This is a genomic window from Geobacter sp. (assembly GCF_027327745.1).
In the GTDB taxonomy this organism is placed as follows: domain Bacteria; phylum Desulfobacterota; class Desulfuromonadia; order Geobacterales; family Geobacteraceae; genus Geobacter.
Genome location: NZ_DAHVYG010000065.1, coordinates 12,321 through 35,276, shown reverse-complemented (window position 1 = coordinate 35,276; position 22,956 = coordinate 12,321). Strand labels below are relative to the sequence as shown.

The window sequence follows — 22,956 nt, the reverse complement described above, 5'->3', positions numbered from 1 at the left end:
TTCGCCCCTACGACTACGCCCCCACCATCTGCAGCTGTTCCACGATCGGCCCCAGCGCCAGGGCCGGGAAGAAGGTGAGGGCACCGACGATCAGGATGACCAGGGCGAGCCAGAGGGCGAACGGCACCTTGTCGGTGGGGAGGGTCCCGAGGCTCGGGGGGACGTACTTCTTCTGCGCCAGTGATCCGGCCATGGCGAGGGACGCAAGAATCGGGGCGAAGCGGCCGATGAACATGCAGAACGCGCCGGTCAGGTTGTAGAAGAGGGTGTTGCCGTTCAGCCCCGCGAAGGCGCTCCCGTTGTTGTTGGACATGGAGGCGAAGGCGTAGAGCACCTCGGTGAGGCCGTGGGCGCCCGGGTTGTTCATGGAGGCGACCGCTGACGGCACAATCATCGCTATCCCTGAAAAGATGAGCACCAGGATGCCGGAGGCGAGGACCGTGACGATCGACATCCACATCTCCCGCACCTCGATCTTCTTCCCGAGGAATTCAGGGGTCCGGCCGATCATCAGTCCCGCCACGAAGACCGCGATCACCACGAAGGCGAGCATGGTGTAGAGCCCGGTGCCGACCCCGCCGAAGATCACCTCGGAGAGGAGGATCAGGGAGAGCGGCATCATCCCGCCGAGAGGGGTGAGGGAATCGTGCATGGTATTCACCGCGCCGCAGGAGGTACCGGTGGTGGAGACGGTAAAGAGAGAGCTCCCGGCCAGGCCGAAACGGGTCTCCTTGCCCTCCATGTTGATCCCTTGCACGCCGAGTTTCGCCAGCAGCGGGTTGCCGCCCGCTTCGGCCCAGTAGAGGACACCCATGGAGAAGACGAGGATGGCGAGCATGACCGCCAGCAGCGCCCACCCCTGCCGGGTATTCCCGGCCATGCTGCCGAAGGTGTAGGTAAGGGCGCCGGAGATGAGGAGGATCAGGAAGATCTCCACCATGTTGGATATGGGGGTCGGGTTCTCGAACGGATGGGCAGAGTTGGCGTTGAAAAAGCCGCCGCCGTTGGTTCCGAGTTCCTTGATCGCCTCCTGGGAGGCAACCGGCCCCATGGGGATGGTGACCTCCTTGGCGGTCACGCGCTCGGTCACCGGGTTTCCTTTTGCATCCTTTACCGGATTACCCTTGTCGTCCAGTTTCGGCCTGTCGTAGGTGACCGGCTGGACCAGTGGCACGGTTCTGTAAGCGCTGAAGTTCTGGATCACCCCCTGGGAGACGAGGAACAGGGCAAAGACAAGCGCCAGCGGGAGCAGTATGTAGAGGGTGCTTCGCGTCAGGTCCACCCAGAAGTTGCCGATGGCCGAGGTCCTGCGCCGCACGAAGCCGCGGATGAGCGCGATGGCAACCACCATCCCGGTGGCGGCGGAGACGAAGTTGTGCACCGCAAAGCCGAACATCTGGGTGAAGTAGCTGGCCGCCGATTCTCCGCTGTAGTTCTGCCAGTTGGTGTTGGTCATGAAGCTCGTGGCGGTGTTGAGGGCAAGGCTCCAGGAAAAGGCCGGGAACCGTTGGGGGTTGAGGGGGAGGACTCCCTGGAGGAGCAGGATGGCGAAGAGGGCGGCGCCACCCAGCAGGTTGAAGAGGATAAGCCCGGTGGCGTATCTCTTCCAGCCCATTTCCTCCTCCCCGTTGACACCGCAAAGCCGGTAGAGAAGGTGTTCGCAGGGGAGTAATATGGGCGACAGGAAAGTCCGCTCCCCCTGATAGACCTTAGCCATGTAAGTCCCGAAAGGCTTGACGGCGGCGAGCAGAATCAGAAAGAAGATCAGCGTCTCCGCCCATTCATGGAGGGTCATGATTTCTATCTCCGGTTGGTACGATCGGTCTCTCAACGAAGTATACTGCAATCCACGAGGAGGTTAACGGTGGGGGCATAATTCCCTGCTGCCGTCTGTTGACCAGGGAGTGCAACGATTACCGTAATTCGGAAAAGGAAGGGAGTAAATCGAGTAATATCTTTAAGTGCTCTGGCGATTGAGTTCCGCCCGGACCCGGGGGAGGCTGTCGGGATAATTCTCCTGGAGAAACGCCACGAGCTTCTCCCGCACTTTGCAGCGGAGGTCCCACGCCGTCGATGAATCGGGTGCGCTCATCAGGGCGCGCAGTTCCATGGTCTGTTCGCTGACCTTCGTCACCTGCGCCACGGCGAAGATGATGACGATCACCACGACGATCTTGACGAGAACCGTGAGCTGGGTATGGACGGCCCGTGCCTTGAGGTTGTCCTTTGCCTCGAAGTCGTAGCCGCTCAGGATGATGTCGCGGGTGGCAATGGTGGCGTTGATGAAAAGCCAGCTGGTGACGGCGATGAAGAGAATGCTGAAGAGGTGTTCTCGTTCCCCCATGGGGATGTCCGGTTTCCACAGCGAAAAGTGTAAAGGTGCGTCCCTCCTTGTCAACCGGGAGCCGTTGCCGCGACGACGCCGGCGCCGTTGGGAAGGTCCAGGGGGAGGCGCCGGGCGTTCTCGAACCCGGCTTGCTCCAGCATGGCCACCAGTTCACCCTCGGAATAGGAGCGCCCGGCCTCGGTGCCGACGAGCATGTTCAGCGAGAAGAGCGCCGGGAAGAGGGGGGCGTTCTTTGTGTCGTCGAGGATGAACTCCTGCACCAGGAGCATGCCGCCGGGCTCCAGGGCTGCCGCCGTCTTGCCGAGGATCACCGCACACCCCTCCGGCCCTTCGGCGTGGAGGATCTGGGAGAGCCAGGCCACGTCGTAGCGTCCCTCGATATCTCCCGTGATGAAATCGCCGTCCCTGAATTCGATCCGGTCCATGAGGCCGAAGCGGGCGATGGTCTTTTCGGCGAAGGGACGGGTGGAGGGAAGGTCGTAGACGACGGCGGTGAGGCCGGGGTTGTGCCGGCAGAAGTGGATGGCGTAGGTGCCGGGACCGCCTCCCAGATCGAGGAGCCGGCGCCGGCCGGAGAGGTCGATGCGGGGAACGATGCGGGGAGCCACCAGCATGGCCAGGTTAAACATCCCCATCTCGAAACTCTCCCTTGCTGCCGCATCGTCCGTGCGGGAGAGCTGTCCCCGGACCGGACCGCCGCTTCGCACCGCTTCGTCGAGACGGTTCCAGCCCGCCATCAGATTGTGATGGTGGAGGATGATGTGGCCGAGATAGTCCGGCGAGGAGCGGGCGAGGAACCGGGCGGCAAAGGGGGTGGCGCCGTAGCGCTCCCCATCCTTCTCCAGCAGTCCCATGGCCGTCAGGGCGTTCAGAAGCATGGCCAGGCCGCGCTCAGCATACGCAAGCCGTGCCGCCAGTACCGAAGCGCTGAGCGCTTCTTCCGCCAGGGGGGTGAAGAGGTCGAGCTTCACGCCGGCATGAAGGGCGCAGGTGTTCCAGTAGCTGCCCGAGAGCTGGAGCAGGTCGGCGGGTGTCCATTCGTTCTTTTCCATGGGGGCCTCCTCGATGATGGTTTTCAAAAGTTCTACCAGAACCGAGGGGAGCATGCCACCGATTTGCTACGGAAAATCCCGGCTGCTGTGGATGCGCAGGGGAAAACGGCGGCCACGCTTGCAAGGGGCTCAGCACGTCGTAAAATTTATCCTGAATTCGGTAGTTGAGCGGAGCAGACCCCATCCAACTGCCGGTCTTAGGTTGTCGGTCCACATGACGGCCAGGGAGGGACGGCATGCACGAACGGGTCATGGAAGCAGGGTCTCACGGGCTGAATGTCGCCCTGGAGCTTCTTGAAACGACAATGGGGAACGTGCGGACACCGTTTGCGGTCCGCCTCTGGGACGGCACCCTCTGGAGTCCCACCCCCCACTCCGTGCCCCGCTTCACCCTCGTCCTGCACCACCCCGCCTCCCTGCGCCGCATGTTTCTCCCCCTGAACCAGCTCTCCCTGGGCAGCGCCTATGTTTACGGCGATTTCGACATCGAGGGAGACAGGGTGGCGGCCTTCGATCTTGCCGACGCACTCCTCGACCGCACCTGGCGCTGGCGGGAGCGCCTCGCCCTCGGGCGCCTGCTGCTGCAACTGCCGGCGCCGGGGCGCCACGAAGGCGGGGGGGCTCTCATCACCGGTCCGCTCCACTCCCGGGAACGGGACCGTCAGGCGATAAGGTTCCATTACGACATTTCCAATGACTTTTACCGGCTCTGGCTTGACCGGCGGATGGTCTATTCCTGTGCCTACTTCGCCGACGAGGGCGAGGATCTCGATACGGCCCAGGAGCGGAAGCTCGACTACATCTGCCGAAAGCTTCTGCTGCAGCCCGGAGAGCGGCTCCTCGACATCGGCTGCGGGTGGGGAGCGCTGATCATGCATGCGGCCCAGCGCTACTGTGTGGACGCAACAGGGATCACCCTCAGTGGGGCCCAGGCGGCCCTGGCCACCGGGCGGATTGTCGACGAGGGCCTTTCCGGGGGCTGCCGGGCAGAGGTCAGGGACTACCGCGAGATGGAGGAAACGGAGACGTTCGACAAGCTGGTCAGCATCGGCATGGTGGAACACGTGGGGCGCCGGCGTCTGCACGAGTACTTTGCCCGGGCCTGGCGGCTCCTGCGGCCTGGGGGGATCTTTCTCAACCACGGCATCGCCGAAAGCCTCACCAACCCTCCAACCCGGGGGCCTTCGTTCATCGACCAGTACGTTTTCCCTGACGGCGAGCTCGTCCCCATAAGCGAGACCGCCCACGCTGCCGAAGCGGCAGGGTTTGAGGTGCGGGACCTGGAGAGCCTGCGCGAGCACTATGCCCTGACCCTGCGGCATTGGGTGGGGCGGCTCGACGCCGCCTGGGACGAGGCCCGCCGCTGCATAGACGAGGTCACCTGCCGTATCTGGCGCCTCTACATGGCGGGTTCGGCCCACGGCTTCGCCACCGGGCGACTGAACCTCTACCAGTTGCTTCTCGTAAAGCCCGACCGGGGGGAGAGCCGTTTTCCCCTGACCCGCAGCCATCTCTATCCGGGGGGTAAGCCGTGACCTGAATTCGATCGGTTACCTTGCATGAAACAAGGCGGAAAGGAGTGGAGCAATGAAGGGATTCGTGCTGAATCGGTTTGCAAAGGTGCTGCTGATCACGCTTGCGCTCGTCATTGCCGGCGTCAGCCAGGGGGGGTGCGAGAGCAGGACAAAGACGGAGGTGGTCGGCTTCCCGCCGTCGTTTGCCGATCTTGCCGAGAAGGTGAAACCGGCGGTGGTGAACATCAGCACCACCAAGACGGTCAAGGTCCCCGGGAACCCGTTCCGGCAATTTTTCGGTCACGACGACCAGGGACCCTTCGGCGATTTCTTCCGCCGCTTCTTCAACGACGTCCCCGACCGGGAGATGAAGCAGCAGAGCCTCGGCTCCGGCTTCATCATCGACCGGGACGGCTATATCGTCACCAACAACCACGTGGTGGACGAGGCCGAGGAGATCAAGGTCAAGCTTTCCGACGGCCGCGAGATGAAGGCGAAGGTCATCGGCCGGGATTCGAAGACCGATCTGGCGCTCATCAAGATTTCCTCCCCCTTCGAGAATCTGCCGGTCCTGACCCTGGGGGACTCGGACAGCATCCGGGTGGGCGACTGGGTGATGGCGGTCGGCAATCCGTTCGGCCTTGCCCAGACCGTTACCCAGGGGATCATCAGCGCCACCGGCAGGGTGATCGGCTCCGGCCCCTACGATGATTTCCTCCAGACCGATGCCCCCATCAACCCCGGCAACAGCGGCGGGCCGCTGGTCAACCTGAAGGGGGAGGTGATCGGGATCAACACCGCCATCGTCCCGGGCGGCCAGGGGCTCGGTTTCGCCATCCCGAGCAATCTGGCGAAGTCGGTGGTCGCGCAGATCAGGGAACACGGAAAGGTCGTGCGGGGGTGGCTGGGGGTCACCATCCAGAGCGTCACCCCCGAGTTGGCGAAGTCCTTCGGGCTCAAGGAAGCGAAGGGGGCCCTGGTGAGCGATGTGGCGGCGGGGGGGCCCGCCGAGGTGGCAGGTGTCAAGCAGGGGGACGTCATTGTCCGGTTCAACGGCAAAAGTGTTGATACCTCCATTGCGCTGCCGCGGATGGTGGCGGAAACCCCCGTCGGGAGCACCGTGCCGCTCACGGTGGTGCGGGGCGGCAAAGAGATTACGCTCACCGTGAAGATTGCCGAGCTGACCGAGGAGAAACTGGCGGCCCAGGCCGGAGGGACCGAGCAGGCCCTCGGGATGAAGGTCGGCGAACTCTCTCCGCGCGTGCGCGAGATGTTCGGCATCAGGGCGAAATCCGGTGTCGTCGTCCTGAACGTGGAGCAGGGGAGCGTTGCCGAGGAAGCGGGGATCGAGCCTGGCGACGTGATCGTGGAGGTGAACCGGAAAAGGGTGAAGGGGCTGGCGGAGTACCGCCAGGCGATGGCCGGGGCAAAGAAGGGGGCGCCGATTCTCTTCCTGATCGACAGGAAAGGCCAGGGGCTCTATGTCACCATCGAACAGCAGTGACCGTAAAAGCTGCCTTCAGAAGCCGGCACGGCGGAAGCTGAGCGCCGCGCCGCAGTAGCCGGGGAGGTCGTAATGAATCGCTTGACCGTTGTGTTGCTGACAGCCGCCGCGATGATTTCCGTTGTCGGAACTCCGGCATCCGGAGCCCGGGGCCGGGGCGCTGCCGGTCTCTACCGGGAAATTCCCCCGACTGTCGAGTCGACCGTCATCCAGACCGCCGTCCTTGCGCTCGGCGACATTGCCGAGGCCCGGAAGGAGCTGCGGGAGGGGAGGTCCGACGAAGCGCTCCGGAAGGTGGACGAGGCCCGCATCCTTGCCCGCAGCGTCGGCACCGACCTGACCACCGGCGTGGTTCGGGAGCAGATCCGGATTGCCCGGGAACATGCCGGGTACGATCCGCCGCAGCGGGTCCTCAAGGATCTCGGGCCGGTGTACGATTCGTTGAACGAGATCGAGGTATACATCCCCGTCGACAAGGCGCGCAGGCATGTCGACCGGGCTGCGGAGTTCCTGAAGGCCGGCCGGAACGACGATGCGGCCCGCGAGCTCGGCTCTGCCGAGATGGCGTTGCCGGTATTCACCCTGCCGATGATGACGGTTGTTGTCTCTCTGGAGAGGGCGCGGAGTGCCATCGGGAAAAAGGAGGTCGATGCGGCGGATGTCCTCCTCCGGAAGGCGGAGTCGACCCTCCAGGCCGGGATTGCATCCCGGCGGTCCCCCATCGGCCAGGCCCAGGCAAGCATCATGCGGGCACGGTTCCTGTTCGTAAACGGCGACTATGCCGACGCCCGGCGCGCCCTCGGGCAGGCCCGCGCCTTCCTTGACGCTGCTGCCGCACAGGGGAGTGCCGTGACGAAAAGCGAGGCGCCCTGGCTCTCGCAGGAGGTGGGGGCACTGGAGAAGAGGATCGAGAAGGAACGGGAGAAGTCGGAATCGTCGCTCAGGGCCATCGGTGAAGAGGTGGCGGCCCTCGCGGAGAGGACCGCCGCCGATCTCGCCTACCACTGGGACGAGACCGAGACCACCCTGCGGATCGACGACGTGCTGCTCGACGCGCGGCTTCATCTTGCTTACGCCGAAACGTTCCAACTGACGACCGGTGAGCCGCTCAAGGCGAAGCGGGAGCTCGATCTCGCCCGCGAGTTCATCGGCAAGGCGATGAAGAGCCTGCTGGCGGATTCCGCGGATCGCGCCGCCCTCCAGTGGGCGGACCGGGAGATCTTCTACCTCGGGGAGCATATCGACCAGACGGGCCCCGGGATCGAGGAGCGTTACGACGCGCTCAGGAGTCGGATCAACGGGCTGCTCACCCCATTGTAACGGCCGGGGAAAAAAATCTAAAGTTTCCGGCTACCTTGTCGATACCGTAGATAATGTAATACGGATTTCCGCATCTAGGAGCCTGTCGGACTTAGGAATGAATCTGCTGCGAGAACGGCAAATCGGTCCATATTTCCGGGAATTCTTGACGAATAGAACCACTATTCGCCTTCAAATTCCCGAAAATCTGTCCTCGATCTGCCATTCTCTCGCTACGGTTCCCTAAGTCCGACAGACTCCTGTGGTTTCGCGAGGTAGCCCGTGGAAGAGGCAGTATACAAATTTTCGTTTCTTTCCCTTTCCCAGGTCCATTCCTTTGCCATGGAGGGGCCGGTCTCCATCGTCTTCGGGCCGGACCTGATGTACTGGGTCGTCTCCGCCCGCATCGCAGAGGAGCTCCGGCTGCGCGGCTTCGAGTTTTGCCAGTAGACGGACCCGTTTACCCGTTGACTTGCCAGAGCTTTTGGCAGTAAAATTCAGTACTGGAAACGTGGCCGGAGTTGATACATCAGCCCCTGGGGATGCGTGAGCGCCTGGGGGTTTTTGTTGGTACATCATGGAAAAGAAGATGCTGAAAGTAAAGTGCCCCCGCTGCCGGACCGAAACCGTCTGGGAGGGGAATCCACACCGTCCGTTCTGCTCGGCAAGGTGCAAGAACATCGATCTTGCGGCGTGGGCCGACGAGGAATACCGCATTGCCGGCGACGAGGTTGCCGCAGATGACGAATCGAATGAGCGCTAGAAGGAGTTGACATGTCCGACGTACGTCTCCGTTTTGCACCGAGTCCCACCGGCTATCTCCACGTGGGTGGCGCCCGGACCGCACTTTTCAACTGGCTGCTTGCCCGGAAGCAGGGGGGAAAGTTCGTCCTCCGGATCGAGGATACCGACGTGGCCCGTTCCACCCGGGAGTCGGTGGATGCCATCCTGCAGGGGATGGAGTGGCTCGGCCTCGACTGGGACGAGGGACCCTTCTATCAGTCGGAGCGTTTCCCCGTCTACCGGGAGTTTGTCGAGAAACTCCTGGCCGAGGGGAAGGCCTACAAGTGCTACTGCACGCCGGAGGAGCTGGAAGAGCGGCGCGAGCAGGCGATGCGCGAAGGGCGGAAACCGAAGTACGACGGCACCTGCCGCAACCGGACCGAAGAGCTGCCGGACCGTCCCTACACCGTCCGCTTCAAGGCCCCTCACGAGGGGGTGACGGCCTTCGACGACCTCATCAAGGGGCGGATCGCCTTCAATAACGAAGAGCTCGACGACCTGATCATCCAGCGCAGCGACGGCACCCCGACCTACAACTTCGTCGTGGTGATCGACGACGCCACCATGGGGATCACCACGGTGATCCGCGGCGACGACCACGTGAACAACACCCCGCGCCAGATCCTCCTCTACGAGGCCCTGGGCTATCCGGTGCCTCGGTTCGCCCACGTGCCGATGATCCTCGGCGCCGACAAGACCCGCCTCTCGAAGCGTCACGGCGCCACCAGCGTCATGGCCTACCGGGACATGGGCTTTCTCCCCGAGGCGATGGTCAACTACCTCGTGCGGCTCGGCTGGAGCCACGGCGACCAGGAGATCTTCAGCCGCGACGAGCTGATCGAGAAGTTCTCCATCGAGGCGGTCGGCAAATCGGCCGGGGTCTTCAATCCCGACAAGCTGCTCTGGCTGAACCACCATTACATCAAGGAGAGCGCCCCCGAGCGGCTGGCGGAACTCCTCGTGCCGTTTCTGAAGGAGCGGGGAGTCGATCCCGCCACCGGACCGGCTCTTCCCCCTGTGGTGAAGACCCTCCAGGAGCGCTCCCGGACCCTGGTGGAGATGGCCGACGGCGCGCTCTTCTACTACCGCCGGGATTTCGCCTACGAGGAGGAGGCGGCCGCCAGGCATCTCGTCCCCGATGCGGCGCCGCTTCTGGAGGCGCTTGCCGGGAAGCTCGAAACGCTGGCGGATTTTTCCCGGGCCGGGATCGAGGCGCTCTTCAAGGAATTCATCGCCGAGAAGGGGATCAAGCTGGGGCAGGTGGGGCCGGCGGTCCGCGTCGCCCTGTGCGGCGGGACCGCTTCGCCCGGCATCTACGAGGTGATCGAGGCCCTGGGGCGGGAGGAGACGATCGCCAGGCTCCGGCGGGCGGTGGCGTTCATCGCTGGTTGAAGGTTTCTTTCAGGCAGGGATCCGGAAGGGGGGGCGTTTCGGTCAACGATCGGGCGCCCCTTCTGCTTTGGCAAGATGGCGAGTCGGCAGTCGCTCTAACGGCCGTTTTTTTCGATGGTCGGCTTTATCCCCTGTTCTTCGAGCCTCGCCGCCGCCTTCTCCGCGGCCTCTTCGGTTGGAAAGCTGCCCGCAAGGAGCACGAGCGACGGCATCGAAACGGGCGCGGCCACCAGGCTTACCCTCATTCCCTTGCCGGCGAGGCGTGCATGCTCCTCTGCGGCACTCTTCCGGTCCATGTATGAGCCGGCGTAGACCCGGTACTTGTGGTCTTCGTTTGTTAAAACAAAGGGATCGGCATTGAGGCTGCGAAGTTTTTCGGCCGCCTTCCGGGCCGCTTCCCCGTTCGGGAATTCACCGAAGTAGAGCCGAAGCATTTGAACCGGTTTTTTCTCCCCCTGTTCCACCGTCGCCGAGAAACCAGCGCCGGCGATTTTCTTCCGGGCATCTTCCAGTGCACCCTTCGCTACATACTCTCCCACCTTCAGGGTGAATCTCTCTCCCCTGCCGGCGGTGCCTGCCGTGGCGTCCCGCTTCGGCACCGCTTCACCAGGGAGAGGGGCCTGCTCCGATTGCACTTCCCCGTGTGCCATTGCTGTACTCATCTCGTCCTTTGACCCTGATGGCATTTCCCGTCCGGTGAACAGATTGCTCCCGGAGTCGGAAGCGGCAGGGGAGGGGGGGACGGTGTTGAACGCCAGGTGCCGGTGCGTGAGAGGAGCGGTCTCCTTCCCTTCGGTCCGCCGCCCCGGTGTTCCCGGTTCACCCTCTCCCTCCAGGAGTTTATCCGGATGCGCCGTATCGATGCGGATTCCCTGATGGTCGAGGAGTACCCCGATGTCCCGCCAGAGCTTGGCGACGGTGTAGGAAAAGGTCTCCAGGGCGTCCAGTTGTGCGGTACGGGCCGCGGTGAGGTCGTTGTCCGCATTGATCACATTCTGTACCGTTGTGGTCCCGACCCTGCTCTGTTTCCGGTACTCCTCCCGCCGCTGTTCGGCGTACTGGCGCGCCTTGTCGGCCGTTTGCATCTGGAGCCGCGCCGAGATGAGCGCCCGCATGTCCGCTTCGACATCGTTGCGGATTCTCCATGCCAGTGACTTGATCTGGTTTTCTGCCTGCTCAGTCCGGATCCTGCTCCTGAGATAATCGTTTCTCAACGCGGTATTGCCGATCGGAACGCTGAACTGCATGCCGACCGACCAGTAAGTTCCGGGACGCTCCCCGAGCTGCCGGAAGCTTCTACCGAAATTGTCCGAGTTTCCCGTCAGCCCTCCGCCGGCAGAGAGGGTGAGATCGGGGAGGGATTGATGCCGTGCGACCCGCTCCTGCAGCTGGCTCGACTGCAGCGACAGGATAAGCTGCTTCAGGTCGGGGCGAAGCTCGATGGCGCTTTTCAGCGCCTGCTCTTCCGTTTCGGGCGGCTCTTCGCGCGAAGGTGGATCCACCGGGATTATCTGGGTCTTTGCTTCCATGCCGATCAGATAGCGAAGGGTGGCCTCCTGGTCCCGCACATTTCGTTCCGCATCGACAAGGTCCTTTCGCCGCTGGGTGATCGCGTATTCGGCGTTTGCTATCTCAAGGGACTGTTTCTTCCCTGCCTTCATCTTGGTCTGGATCTCGTCCCGAAGGCTCTGGGCCGAGTTGAGGGCCGCCAGCCTCGACTCCAGCGTCTGATGCAACGTATAGAGCCGGTTGTAAGCGGTGATGACGGAAAGAACCGTATCGGTGATATAGGAGCGCAACCTTTCCGCGGAATCCTGCCGGGAGTTTTCGGCCAGGATGATGGTAAGTTCCGTCGTCTCCTTCCCCGCGTTTCTGAGCAGCGGCTGGGAGGCGCTCAGGCCGACCGACGATTGCCAATCGGTGGTCAAGGTGCCCCCGGTGGAAATTTCGGCCGTCGTGAAACCGCTCTGGGTGGAGAGGCCAAGGCTTCCCCCCGTCGGGAGGAGCTGACTCAGGCTGATGGAGGCAACCCCGCTTTTCGTCCTGAAGAACGGATCGCCCGGAGTATATGAAACCCCGCCGTTGGCAGAGATGCCGAAGAGCGGGTCGTAGATCCCCCTGCTCCTCTTGACATCGATTATCGCTATTGAAGAGTTGAGAATTTCGTTCTTCAGGTCGACGTTTCTGCGGATCGCCATTTCAATTGCTGATTTGCGGGAGAGGTTCATGGTGCTCGGAGCGTTTTCGCCCTGGGCGGTACCGGCAACGAGGAGCGAAAGCGGAAGAATTGCCCGCCCCAGGAAACGTCTCCATCTGCCATTGAAGTGGCTGTCCGCCGTGTTGTCGGCACGATTGTTCATATGATCACCTCCATTGAATAACTGGGCAAAGTATATCATTTGTCGGGCTAATCTCACTGCGGCCGTGGATAAAAGGCGATGCAAGAAATGTCAGGAGAAAAAAAAGAGCCCTCTCCGGGGAGGAGAGGGCTCTTTCTGGCAGGTTATTAGGACTTGCCGGAGGTTACTGCCCCGCGGCAAGGGCGCTGATCTGGGCAGAGGTCAGCGTGCTGCTGAGGAAGCCCATGCCGCCGATGTTGCTGTTGATGGCGCCCTGGATAGCCGAAGCAGACTTGCCTTGCTTCGAAGTCCCGTGGCACCCGGCACAGTACTGGTTGTAAAGAGCCCAGGTCTTGGCCGGAGCCGGAGCAGGGGCCGGAGCAGGGGCCGGAGCAGGGGCCGGAGCAGGGGCCGGAGCAGGGGCCGGAGCAGGAGCAGGAGCAGGAGCAGGAGTCGGGGTCGGAGTCGGGGTCGGAGTCGGGGTCGGAGTCGGAGTCGGAGTCGGCTTGGACGAGGTGTGCTGCTTCCACTCCTTCCGCTTTTCAAGGCGCTCCTTCATCTCCTTCACTCTTTCCTTCATCTCATTCTCTCTTTCCTTCATCGCCTTCTGGATCCTGGTGCCGTAATCATCGGCATAACCGGCAGGGATCACAGCGGTTTGAGCAAGTGCGAGAGCAAGGAACAGCGCGGCAAGTTTCATCGTCTTTTTCATCGTTTTGACTCCTTTTTTGTGATTATTTCGTGATGTATCCGCTTATTGACCAGCGGCGATGGCGGTGATCTGGGCGGAGGTCAGGAAGCTGAGGGAACCCATGCCGCCGATGTTGCTATTGATGGCGCTCTGGATAGCGGAGGTAGACTTGCCCTGCTTGCCCGAGCCGTGGCAGCCGGCGCAGTACTGGTTGTAGGTAGCCCAGGTTTTGGCCGGGGTCGGAGCCGGAGCCGGCGCAGGAGCCGGAGCAGGCGCAGGGGTCGGAGCCGGAGCAGGGGTCGGAGCCGGGACCGGAGTCGGAGCAGGAGCAGGGGCAGGGGTCGGAGCCGGTACGGGCGGCATCGGTACCGGCTTCGGAGCCGGGGTCGGCTTCGGAGCCGGAGCAGGCTTCGGAATCTGTACCCGCCGCATTTTTCTCACGCCGTCGTCGTTTCTTTCGTGATCCCGCTCGTACTCGGCGTAACCGGCAGTAACGATACCGGCGATGAGAAGGCTGGTGATACCACAGACCGAAGCGAATTTTTTAGACTTTTTGAGCATGCTGTTCCTCCGAAACGATTTTGTGTGATGCTTGATTCAGTTCTGTTGCTGGTAATACATCCACTCTGTCTTCGCTCTTGTTCAGATACACCTCCTTGTGTTTGCCCCGGCTTTGTCTGTGTCCGGACACAAAAAAGCCGGGACCGAAGATCAGGTGATATTTCGGCATCCCGGCTGTCTCAGAGAGACCCTGTGGGCTTTCCGCCCCATTCTCGCGAATGGTTTAGTCTTATCGGCTATCGCCTTTTGACAGACGACGATACTCACAAAAAAACCGGGGCCTATATCACATCGTGACACTTCGGCATCCCGGCTGTCTCAGAGAGACCCTGTAGGCTTTCCGTCCCATTCTCGCGAATGGTTTAGTATTATCGGCTATCGCGCGTTGATAAACGATGAGAAAACAGAACAGCCGGGGCCGATTATCAGTAATGATATTTCGGCATCCCGGCTGTCTCTGTAAGACCCTGTAGGCTTTCCGCCCCACCCTCGCGGATGGTTTAGTATTATCGTCTATCTTCTCAACAAGTTTTACGTGACTTTATTTGATCGGAAAAAATCTGTCAACAATTTTTTTGCAGACAATAAACAGATTACTATCCCAATTATAAATTTCATGAAGTGAATCACATTATTTCAGGTGAGCAATCTCGACCACAATATACCAGCTCAAAGCGTGATTTGACAGTCATGAGAGCCTCATGTGAGACAGCTTTCAGCCCTGCACTGGCCGGGTGACTGTCGGTCGGTGGCGTCCGGGCAAAGATGCTTGCCGGCCGTGGCCCATATGACGTATTCTGTCCCGCTGATGGTGCAGAGTGTCCCTGCAGCCGTTTTTCCGTTCCGGCACCGGCGAGGAATATAGAGGGGGAATTCGTTTCGTGGCACTTAATGTCTATACGAGCAACCGGATTGAGGAGCTGGTGACGCGTCTTGGCGATGTTCTCGGCGCCCGGTCCCTTGCCGATCCCTTTTCTCCGGAGGTGCTGGTCGTCCAGAGCAGGGGGATGCAGCGCTGGCTGGCGATGGAGCTGGCGGCGCGGTTCGGCGTCTGGGCCAATGCCCGCTACCCTTTTCCGAATGCGTTCGTGCAGGAGCTCTTCACGGCGGCGGTTCCCGAGGCCCGGGACCTTTCGCCCTTCGATCCGGGGGTAATGACCTGGCGGATCATGGAACTCCTCCCCGATTTTCTCGATCATTCGGCCTTCGCAAGCATTCGCGGCTATCTGGCAGGGGGCGAGCGGGAGCTGAAGCTGTTCCAGCTGGCAGGGAAGATTGCCGATACCTTCGACCAGTACACCATTTTCAGGCCCGAGATGCTTGCCGGGTGGGAGGCGGGGCGCGAGGAGCACTGGCAGGCGATGCTCTGGCGGGCGCTGGTGGCAGCGGGAGGGCTGCACCGCCAGCGGCTGCGCGAGGAGTTTTTCAGTCGCCTCGCCCGGCGCGACGTGGCCGATCCCGGTCTGCCGGAGCGGATCGCGGTTTTCGGGATTTCGTACCTGCCGAAATTCCATCTTGAGGTATTCTCCCGCATCTCCCCCTTCACCGAGGTGAACCTCTTTGTCATGAGTCCCTGCCGGGAGTATTGGGCCGATATTCTCCCGGAGCGGGTCCTTGCCCGGCTCTCACCTGAAGAGCGCGCGGCGCGGATCGAGGGAAATCCGCTCCTTGCCTCCCTCGGCAGGCTCGGCAAGGAGTTTTCGGATACCATTGTCGACCTCAGCGCCACCGCCGGCGGCGAGGCCGACCTCTACCGGGAGACGGACGGTACGACCCTGCTGGAGATGATCCGGGACGACATCCTCAATCTCAGGGGAGGAGAGCCCCATCTCCCCAAACGGGTTATCGGCGAGGGGGACCGCTCTCTCCGCATCCACTCCTGCCACAGCCCGATGCGCGAGACAGAGGTGCTCCACGACAATCTCCTGGCGCTTTTCGAGGAGATGAAGGAGCTGGAGCCGCGTCAGGTCCTCGTCATGACGCCGGACATCGAGGCGTATGCCCCGTACATCTCGGCCATCTTCGACGGCTGCCAGGATCCGAGCAAGCGGATTCCATACTCCATCGCCGACCGCAGCCCCGGAAGGCGCGGGAGGATCGTCGACACCTTTCTGGCCATCCTCGATCTCCCGGGGAGGCGCTTCCCGGTCACGGCGGTCATGGATATCTTCGCCGCCACCCGGGTGCACGAGCGGTTCGGCGTCGTCGGCGCCGAGCTCGACCTTGTCCGCCGGTGGCTGGAGGAGACCCGCATCCGCTGGGGAATGGACGAGGAAGAGCGGCGCGCCGCCGGCTTCCCTCCGTTCCGGGAAAACAGCTGGCGGGCGGGACTCGACCGGCTGCTCCTCGGCTATGCCATGCCCGAGGAAGGTGGATCCCTCTTTGGCGGCATGCTCCCGTACGACGCCATGGAAGGGGAGGGGCCGGCGGTTCTCGGGCGGTTCCTCACCTTCGTGGAACGGCTGCACGGAGTTCTGGCCGATCTTGAACGGCCCCGTTTGCTGTCGGAGTGGAAAGAGCTCCTGCGGCGGATCCCGGACGATTTCTTCGCACCGGCAGAGGAGAGCGGCTTCGAGCTGGCGGCGCTCCAGAGGATCTTCGCTGATATGGGAGAGCTTCAGGGGATGTCCGGATTTGCCGGGAAGGTAGGGCTGCCGGTGATCCGCTCCTGGCTCAAAGGCCGCCTGGAACGGGAGCAGGCCGGGGCCGGCTTCCTGTCCGGCGGCGTGACCTTCTGCGCCATGCTCCCGATGCGGAGCATTCCGTTTCGGGTGATCGCAATCATGGGGATGAACGACGATTCCTTCCCCCGGCAGAACCGCCCCCCCGGCTTCGACCTGATCGCCGCGGAGCGGCGCCCCGGCGACCGCTCCCTGCGCGACGAGGACCGCTATCTCTTCCTCGAAGCGCTCCTCTCCGCCCGCGAGCGGCTTCTGATCAGCTACACCGGCCAGAGCGTGCGGGACAACACTCCCCTGCCGCCGTCGGTCCTGGTGGAGGAACTCCTCGATTACCTGGAGCGCCGTTACACCGACGGCTCCTCCGATTTTCCGGCATCCCTCGCGACGCGACACCGGCTCCAGCCGTTCAGCCCGGCGTACTTCGCCGGGAAGGGGGAGCTGTTCAGCTATGCCGACGAGGAGTGCCGCGCCGTGACGAAGCGGCTGGGGGGGACCGTGCCGGCTCCCCCCTTCGTCGCGGAGCCCCTGCCGGAGCCTCCCGACGAACTGCGCACCGTCTCCCTCGGAAACCTCCTCTCCTTTTTCGACAATCCTGCCCGCTACTTCGCCCGTACCCGCCTGGGGATCACCCTCGACGAAGCGGCTTCCCCCCTGGAGGACCGGGAGCCGTTTGGTCTCGACTCCCTCGACGCCTACGGTCTGCGGCGCGAGCTGTTAGAGAGGACGCTGGCGGGTGAAGATCCGGCGGCGCTTTTCCCCGTGGCGCGCGCCCGGGGCCTTCTCCCCCCCGCCCGCCAGGGAGAGATCGCGTTCCGTGCCATGGCCGCGGAGAGCGCGGAATTTGCCGGCAGGGTCGCCGGACTGAGGGGAGGGGGAACCTCCCTGGAGCCCCTTGCCGTCGATCTCTGTGTCGGTCCTTTCCGGGTCACGGGCACCCTCGGCGGGATCTGGAGCGAGCGTCTCGTCCGCCACCGCTGTGCGAAGCTTTCGGGGCGCGACCAGGTGCGGCTCTGGATCGAGCACCTGGTGCTGAACGCCGTTGCCGCCAGCGGGTACCCGGCCGCCAGCGTCCTGGCGATGTCCGACGGGACCCTTGCCTTCATACCGGCGGCGGAGAGCCTCGCCTCTCTCGAAACGATGCTGCACCTCTACTGGGAGGGGCTCCGGAGGCCGTTGCGGTTTTTCCCCCGCAGTGCCGCCGCCTACGCGAAGAAGTGGGAGCTGGGGAGCGCCCGCACCACCTGGGGAGGCGATTTCCATCCCGAAAATAACGACCCCTACTACAGGCTCTGCTTCGGGGGGGAAGATCCCCTCGGCGGGGAGTTCGAGCGGATATCCCGCGCCATCTTCGAGCCCCTCGGGCTTCACCGGGGAGAATGATTCATGGATGCCATGCTGACCTACGACAACCTGGGGATCGAGCTCGACGGGGTGAACCTCATCGAGGCGAGTGCCGGCACCGGCAAGACCTACGCCATCGCCTGCCTCTTCCTGCGGCTCGTGGTGGAGAGGGGGTTGCTGCCGGAAGAGATCCTGGTGGTCACCTTCACCGAGGCGGCCACCAAGGAGCTGCGCGCCCGGATCAGGGAACGGCTGCGGGATGCCCGTGACGCCTTTGCCGGCGTGCTCCTGCCCGCGCGCACCGATCCGTTCCTCGACGGGCTGGTCGCCAACGCCAATGGCGTCGGGCCGGGGACGATGGAGGCCCTGGAGCGTCTGGACCGTGCCCTCCGGACCTTCGACTGCGCCGCCATCTCGACGATTCACGGCTTCTGCTTCCGTGCCCTGAAGGAGAATGCCTTCGAAAGCGGCTCCCTCTACGACACCGAGCTCGTAACCGACCAGCGCGGGCTCCTGCAGGAGATCACCGACGACTTCTGGCGCAGATCGTTTTTCGGCGAAGGCGCCGAGCTGTTGCCGGCGGCCCTGCGGGCCGGATGGTCCCCCGAGGGGCTCGCCTCGTTCCTCCGGGGGAAGGTCGGCAATCCCGAGCTCCTTCTCGTGCCGCGGTTCACCCCCGATGAGGTGGCGGCCCTCTCGGCCGAAGCCGGACGGACCTACGGGGCCCTGGTGAGCCAGTGGCGCCAACGCCGCGGGGAGATCGAGGAGATCCTCCATGGGCACAAGGGGCTCAGCCGCTCCCGGAACAACTATCATCCTGACATCGTCCCGCTCCTCATCGCGGCGATGGCCGCCTACCTGGAGGGGGGGAATCCCTTCGACCTTCCCGCCGGGTTCGAGAAGTTTTCCGCGGCATACCTGCGCGACAACCGGATGAAGAAGGCCGATCCTCCCGAACACCGGTTTTTCGACCTCTGCGAGGCGATGGAAACGGTTGTGGGTAAGCGGCTCCTCGCCCTCAAGGGGAGCCTGGCGACCTTTGCCGCCGAGCGGCTCGCCGAGCTGAAGGCGGGGCGGAACATCCGCTTCTTCGACGACCTTCTCGCCGATCTCTACCGCGCCCTGGAAGGGGATAACGGCGCGGAGCTGGCGTCACGTCTGCGCCGGCAGTACCGGGCGGCCCTCATCGACGAGTTCCAGGACACCGATCCGGTCCAGTACCGGATCTTCCGGCGGGTCTACGCCGACGGCAGCGTCCCCCTCTTCCTGATCGGCGATCCCAAACAGTCGATCTACGGCTTCCGCGGCGCCGACATCTTCGCGTACCTGGAGGCCCGGGCGGATGTGCCGCCCCGGAGGCGGTTCACCATGACCGAAAACTGGCGCTCCACGCCGGAGATGGTGCAAGCGGTCAACCACCTCTTCGACCAGCGTCCCGGGCGCCCCTTCGTGGTGGAGAACATCGGCTATCCCGTGGTTGCCGCGGCCCGGGAGGGGCATCCCCTCGCCCTCGAAGGGCGCGACCCCGCGCCGCTTCAGCTCTGGTTCCTGGGGCGGACCGAGGCTGATGGGGCCTGCATCGGTGTCGCCAGGGCGTCACGGCGCATCGTTGCGGCGGTGGCGGGGGAGATTGCGGGCCTGCTGGCCGACGGCCGCGCCGGGAAGGCTACCATCGATGGAGAGAGGCTTCTGCCTGAGCATATCGCGGTCGTGGTCCGGAGCCACGACCAGGCGGGGCTCGTCCGCGAGGCCCTCGCGGGGCTCGGCATCCCATCGGTGGTGCAGAGCAGCGGCAGCCTCTTTGCCTCCGATGGGGCGCGGGACGTTCTGCGCGTCATGCAGGCCATTGCCGAACCGGCCGGGGAGTCAGGGGTTCGTGCGGCGCTGGCCACCTCGCTGTTCGGCGTCTCGGCCAACGGGATTGCCCGGCTGCTGGAAGACGAGCGCCAGTGGGAGGCACGGCTGACGGCTTTTCGCGACTACCATGAGCTCTGGCGGACGCGGGGCTTCATGACGATGTTTCGCACGCTCCTGGCCCGCGAGGGGGTGCGGGAGCGCCTGCTGCCGCTCGTTGACGGAGAGCGGCGCCTCACCGACATCAACCACTGCAGCGAGGTGATCCACGGCGCCGCCGTCGCCGGGGGGCTCGGCATGGAGCGGCTCTGCGCCTGGTTCGGCGAGCGGGTGAGCGTTCCCCCCGAGGGGGAGGAGTACCAGATCCGTCTCGAATCGGACGAAAAGGCGGTCAGGATCGTCACCGTCCACGTCAGCAAGGGGCTCGAGTATCCGATCGTCTTCTGCCCCTTCGCCTGGGGAGGGGTACGGGACGACGACGGGGTGGCGGTCTGTCACGACGGGTACCGGATGGTGGCCGATTTCGGATCGGAGCGGTTCGAAGAGCACCGGCTGCGGGCGCGCACCGAGAGCCTTGCCGAAAACGTCCGCCTCCTCTACGTCGCCCTCACCCGGGCGAAATACCGCTGCTACCTCGCCTGGGGGAAAATCCGGCATGCCGAGACGTCGGCCCCCGCCTACCTCCTGCACGCCCCGGGCGACGGCGACGATGCCGACGTCACCACCGCCCTGGCGAAGGCGTTCGCACAGCTCCCCGACGCCACCCTCGTGCAGCGTCTGGCGGAGCTTCGCCAGGAAAACGAGCCCCTCTTCTCCATCACCGTCGATCCCGAGCCGGGGGGAGAGCGGTACCAGGGTGACCGCGACGTCCTCCCCGCCGCCATCTGCCGGAGGTTCACGGGACGGATCCGCAGCGATTGGCGCGTTGCCAGCTTTACCTCATTCGCCGCCCGTCACCGGCCGGAGGAGGAGCAGCCCGACCGCGACCAGGGGACCACCGGTGCCGGCGAGCCGCCGGAGACCGAGGCGTCCGTCCCCCCGCCCGGTTCCATCTACGCCTTTCCCCGCGGCGCCCGGGCAGGGATCGTGCTCCATGCCATCTTCGAACAACTCGACTTTGCCGATGCCGATAACGGGGCAATCCGCGAGGTTGTGGCGCGGCAGCTCGAACGGTACGGATTCGGCCACCAGTGGTGCGAGGCGGTCTGCTCCCTCGTCAGAAACGTCCTGCGGGTCCCCCTCGCGGGAGAAAAGGGGAACTTCTCCCTGGCCTCCCTGAGGGGCGGAGAATGGATCCCCGAACTGGAATTCTACTTTCCCCTCGGCTTCGTCACCTCCGGGCGGGTGGCGGAGCTGCTGCGACGGTGGGGCGGACTCCCCGGCGGTGCCGATCTGGCCGAGGTCGCCGCCCGACTCGATTTCTCGCCGGCACGGGGGATGGTGCGTGGCTTCATCGACATGGTCTTTCGCCACGCCGGCAGATACTACCTCATCGACTGGAAGTCGAACCATCTCGGAAACCGCCCGGAGGAGTATCGTCGGGAGCGCCTCGTCCGCGAGATGGAGCGGGAGCTCTACCCCCTGCAGTATCTCCTCTACGCCGTGGCTCTGGATCGCCATCTCGCCGGCAGGGTGCCGGGCTACCGCTACGAGACGCACTTCGGAGGGGTCCTGTACGTCTTTCTCCGGGGGGTCGACCCCGAGCGGCCCGAACTCGGCATCTACCGCGACACTCCCCCCGCCGCGCTGGTGGAGGAACTGGGATCGCTCCTGATTGCCGGCACGGGAGGAAGCCATGCAGCCTGAAACCACGCTCCTTCGGGATATTGACCACCGCTTCGCAGACTTCATCTGCCGCATCGCCACCCGTCCGACCGACGGACTGCGTGATGCCGCGCTTTCCCTGAGCAGTGCCGTCGGGCAGGGGCACACCTGTATAAATCTGGCCGAGGGGTGTCAGGGAGGATGGACGGAGCAGCGGGCGGAGGAGCTTCGGGCCTCGGGAGCCGTCGGCATGCCGGGCGAAAAGGCCCCCCTGATCCTTGACGGAGAGGGACGCCTTTACCTCTATCGTTACTGGAGGTATGAGCGGGATCTTGCCGAATTGCTAAGGGAAAAAGCCGGATTGCAGCTTGAGATTGATAGGGTGCTTCTTGCCGACGGCATTAACCGCCTTTTCGGTCCCCCGCAGGGTGGCGATACCGACTGGCAGCGGGTGGCCGCCGCGGCGGCGGTGCGCAGTGGCGTCTCGGTCATCTCCGGCGGCCCCGGCACCGGCAAGACATCCACGGTGGCAAGGATCATGGCGCTCCTTCTGGAGCAGGGAGGGGAGAGGCCAGTGCGCATCGCCCTTGCCGCCCCCACCGGCAAGGCGGCGGCACGGCTCGGGGAGTCAATTCGCGGGGCGAAGGACCGTCTCGCCGTTTCCGAGGAGGTTCGGGGCCGGATTCCCGATGAGGTAATGACCATCCATCGCCTGCTCGGTGTCATCCCGAACTCGACTCGTTTCCGCCACAACGCGGGAAACCTCCTTCCCTTCGATGTGGTGATCGTCGATGAGGCCTCCATGGTGGCCCTTCCGCTCATGGCGAAACTTGTCGCCGCCATGGCCGCCCGCTCCCGCCTGATTCTCCTCGGTGACCGAGACCAGCTGGCGTCGGTGGAGGCGGGGGCGGTGCTGGGCGACATCTGCGATACGGGGCGGGTGCACCGTTTTTCTTCCTCGTTCCGCCAGTTTGCCGCCGGGGTGACGGGCGAGGGGTTCACGCCTGACGAAACGGATCCCGACCCAGGTCCCCTGGCGGATTCAGTCATCATCTTCCGGAAGAACTACCGGTTTGGAACCGACAGCGGCATCGGCCGCCTGAGCCGGCTGGTGAATGAGGGAGACGGGGTGGGGGCGCTCTCGCTCCTCCGCGGGGCAGGCTCTTCCGGGGTGAGCTGGCGCGAAACGCCGTCGGTCGAAGCGCTTCCCCAGGCCCTCGCACAGCGGGTGCTCAGTGGCTATCACCACTACCTGGAACAGGATGATCCCGCCGCGGCCCTGGCCGCGTTCGACCGGTTCCGGATCCTTTCCGCCGTCCGCGACGGCAGGTATGGGGTCGGCGGCCTCAATCACGCCGTCGAGCGGATCCTCTCCGCGGCACGGCTCATCGACGGCGGGCGGCGCTGGTATCGGGGGCGACCGGTCATGATCACCGTGAACGACTATTCGGTGCGGCTCTTCAACGGAGATGTCGGCATCGCGCTCCCCGACCCCGAAACTGTCGGAGGACTCGCGGTCTTTTTCCCTTCGCCCGAGGGAGGGGTCAGGAAGCTCTCGCCGCTGCGGCTCCCCCCCCACGAGACGGCGTTTGCTATGACCGTCCACAAGAGCCAGGGAAGCGAGTTCGCTGCCGTTTTGCTGGTAATTCCGCCGTTCGAAGCACCCGTGCTGACCCGGGAGCTCCTCTACACCGGCATCACCCGTGCCCGCACGGAGGTGGAACTCTGGTGCGGCGAGGATATTTTCCGCCGCGCGGTTTCGCGCCGGATCGAGCGCCGCTCGGGGCTTCGGGAAGCGCTCTGGGGTAGTCCGCGCGGAGGAGATGGCCCGTGA

Annotated in this window: 14 protein-coding genes, 1 pseudogene and 3 riboswitches; of the genes and pseudogenes, 9 read left to right on the top strand and 6 right to left on the bottom strand. The window is 63.9% G+C overall.

All coding sequences use genetic code 11. The annotated features are described in order from the left end of the window. Positions 1-13: 13 nt before the first annotated feature. The 3 genes and pseudogenes from kdpA to M6689_RS12365 form a co-directional block, all read right to left on the bottom strand. Positions 14-1,795 carry a potassium-transporting ATPase subunit KdpA gene (gene kdpA, locus M6689_RS12375; RefSeq protein WP_298272186.1) on the bottom strand — a complete coding sequence of 594 codons (1,782 nt, stop codon included), beginning with the start codon at positions 1,793-1,795 and terminating at the stop codon, positions 14-16. A gap of 162 nt (positions 1,796-1,957) precedes the next feature. Next, positions 1,958-2,143 (bottom strand): annotated as a pseudogene (locus M6689_RS16325) (mechanosensitive ion channel family protein); the annotation flags it as partial. A 251-nt stretch (positions 2,144-2,394) separates the two neighbouring features. Beyond that, positions 2,395-3,399, bottom strand: a complete 1,005-nt coding sequence (locus tag M6689_RS12365) for a methyltransferase (protein ID WP_298272182.1) — start codon at positions 3,397-3,399, stop codon at positions 2,395-2,397. A gap of 236 nt (positions 3,400-3,635) precedes the next feature. On the opposite strand from M6689_RS12365, the gene M6689_RS12360 reads away from it, so the two are divergent. From M6689_RS12360 to gltX, 6 genes are all read left to right on the top strand, one after another. Further along, positions 3,636-4,934: a cyclopropane-fatty-acyl-phospholipid synthase family protein gene (locus M6689_RS12360; RefSeq protein WP_298272180.1), complete on the top strand. Its 1,299-nt coding sequence runs from the start codon at positions 3,636-3,638 to the stop codon at positions 4,932-4,934. A 52-nt stretch (positions 4,935-4,986) separates the two neighbouring features. After that, complete coding sequence (locus tag M6689_RS12355) at positions 4,987-6,417, top strand: DegQ family serine endoprotease (protein WP_298272178.1); 1,431 nt, start codon at positions 4,987-4,989, stop codon at positions 6,415-6,417. 72 nt (positions 6,418-6,489) lie between these two features. Beyond that, positions 6,490-7,737, top strand: coding sequence for a YfdX family protein (locus M6689_RS12350; protein WP_298272176.1), 1,248 nt, complete (start codon positions 6,490-6,492; stop codon positions 7,735-7,737). A gap of 261 nt (positions 7,738-7,998) precedes the next feature. After that, the gene (locus tag M6689_RS12345) at positions 7,999-8,166 is read left to right on the top strand and encodes a hypothetical protein (RefSeq protein WP_298272173.1); all 168 of its coding nucleotides are present in this window, start codon (positions 7,999-8,001) and stop codon (positions 8,164-8,166) included. 139 nt (positions 8,167-8,305) lie between these two features. Then, on the top strand, positions 8,306-8,479 hold the full coding sequence (locus tag M6689_RS12340; protein WP_298272171.1) for a DNA gyrase inhibitor YacG: 174 nt from the start codon (positions 8,306-8,308) through the stop codon (positions 8,477-8,479). An 11-nt stretch (positions 8,480-8,490) separates the two neighbouring features. After that, positions 8,491-9,891, top strand: coding sequence for a glutamate--tRNA ligase (gltX, locus tag M6689_RS12335; RefSeq protein WP_298272169.1), 1,401 nt, complete (start codon positions 8,491-8,493; stop codon positions 9,889-9,891). Between the two features lie 95 nt (positions 9,892-9,986). Here the strand turns inward: gltX and M6689_RS12330 are convergent, their stop codons facing one another. From M6689_RS12330 to M6689_RS12320, 3 genes are all read right to left on the bottom strand, one after another. Continuing rightward, positions 9,987-12,251 carry a TolC family protein gene (locus M6689_RS12330; protein ID WP_298272166.1) on the bottom strand — a complete coding sequence of 755 codons (2,265 nt, stop codon included), beginning with the start codon at positions 12,249-12,251 and terminating at the stop codon, positions 9,987-9,989. Between the two features lie 163 nt (positions 12,252-12,414). After that, positions 12,415-12,942, bottom strand: coding sequence for a cytochrome c (locus M6689_RS12325; RefSeq protein WP_298272163.1), 528 nt, complete (start codon positions 12,940-12,942; stop codon positions 12,415-12,417). A gap of 42 nt (positions 12,943-12,984) precedes the next feature. After that, positions 12,985-13,482, bottom strand: coding sequence for a cytochrome c (locus M6689_RS12320; protein ID WP_298272161.1), 498 nt, complete (start codon positions 13,480-13,482; stop codon positions 12,985-12,987). Between the two features lie 161 nt (positions 13,483-13,643). After that, positions 13,644-13,720: riboswitch (cyclic di-GMP riboswitch) on the bottom strand. Between the two features lie 62 nt (positions 13,721-13,782). Next, positions 13,783-13,859, bottom strand: a riboswitch (cyclic di-GMP riboswitch). Positions 13,860-13,920: 61 nt separating this feature from the next. Next, a riboswitch (cyclic di-GMP riboswitch) is annotated at positions 13,921-13,997 on the bottom strand. A gap of 366 nt (positions 13,998-14,363) precedes the next feature. Between M6689_RS12320 and recC the strand changes: the two genes are divergently transcribed. From recC to recD, 3 genes are read left to right on the top strand one after another with little or no spacing between them, the layout of a single operon-like run. Further along, on the top strand, positions 14,364-17,543 hold the full coding sequence (recC, locus tag M6689_RS12315) for an exodeoxyribonuclease V subunit gamma (RefSeq protein ID WP_298272157.1): 3,180 nt from the start codon (positions 14,364-14,366) through the stop codon (positions 17,541-17,543). A 3-nt stretch (positions 17,544-17,546) separates the two neighbouring features. Continuing rightward, positions 17,547-21,164: an exodeoxyribonuclease V subunit beta gene (gene recB / locus M6689_RS12310; RefSeq protein ID WP_298272154.1), complete on the top strand. Its 3,618-nt coding sequence runs from the start codon at positions 17,547-17,549 to the stop codon at positions 21,162-21,164. Beyond that, on the top strand, positions 21,154-22,956 hold the full coding sequence (recD, locus tag M6689_RS12305; RefSeq protein WP_298272151.1) for an exodeoxyribonuclease V subunit alpha: 1,803 nt from the start codon (positions 21,154-21,156) through the stop codon (positions 22,954-22,956). Before recB ends, recD begins: the two co-directional genes overlap by 11 nt.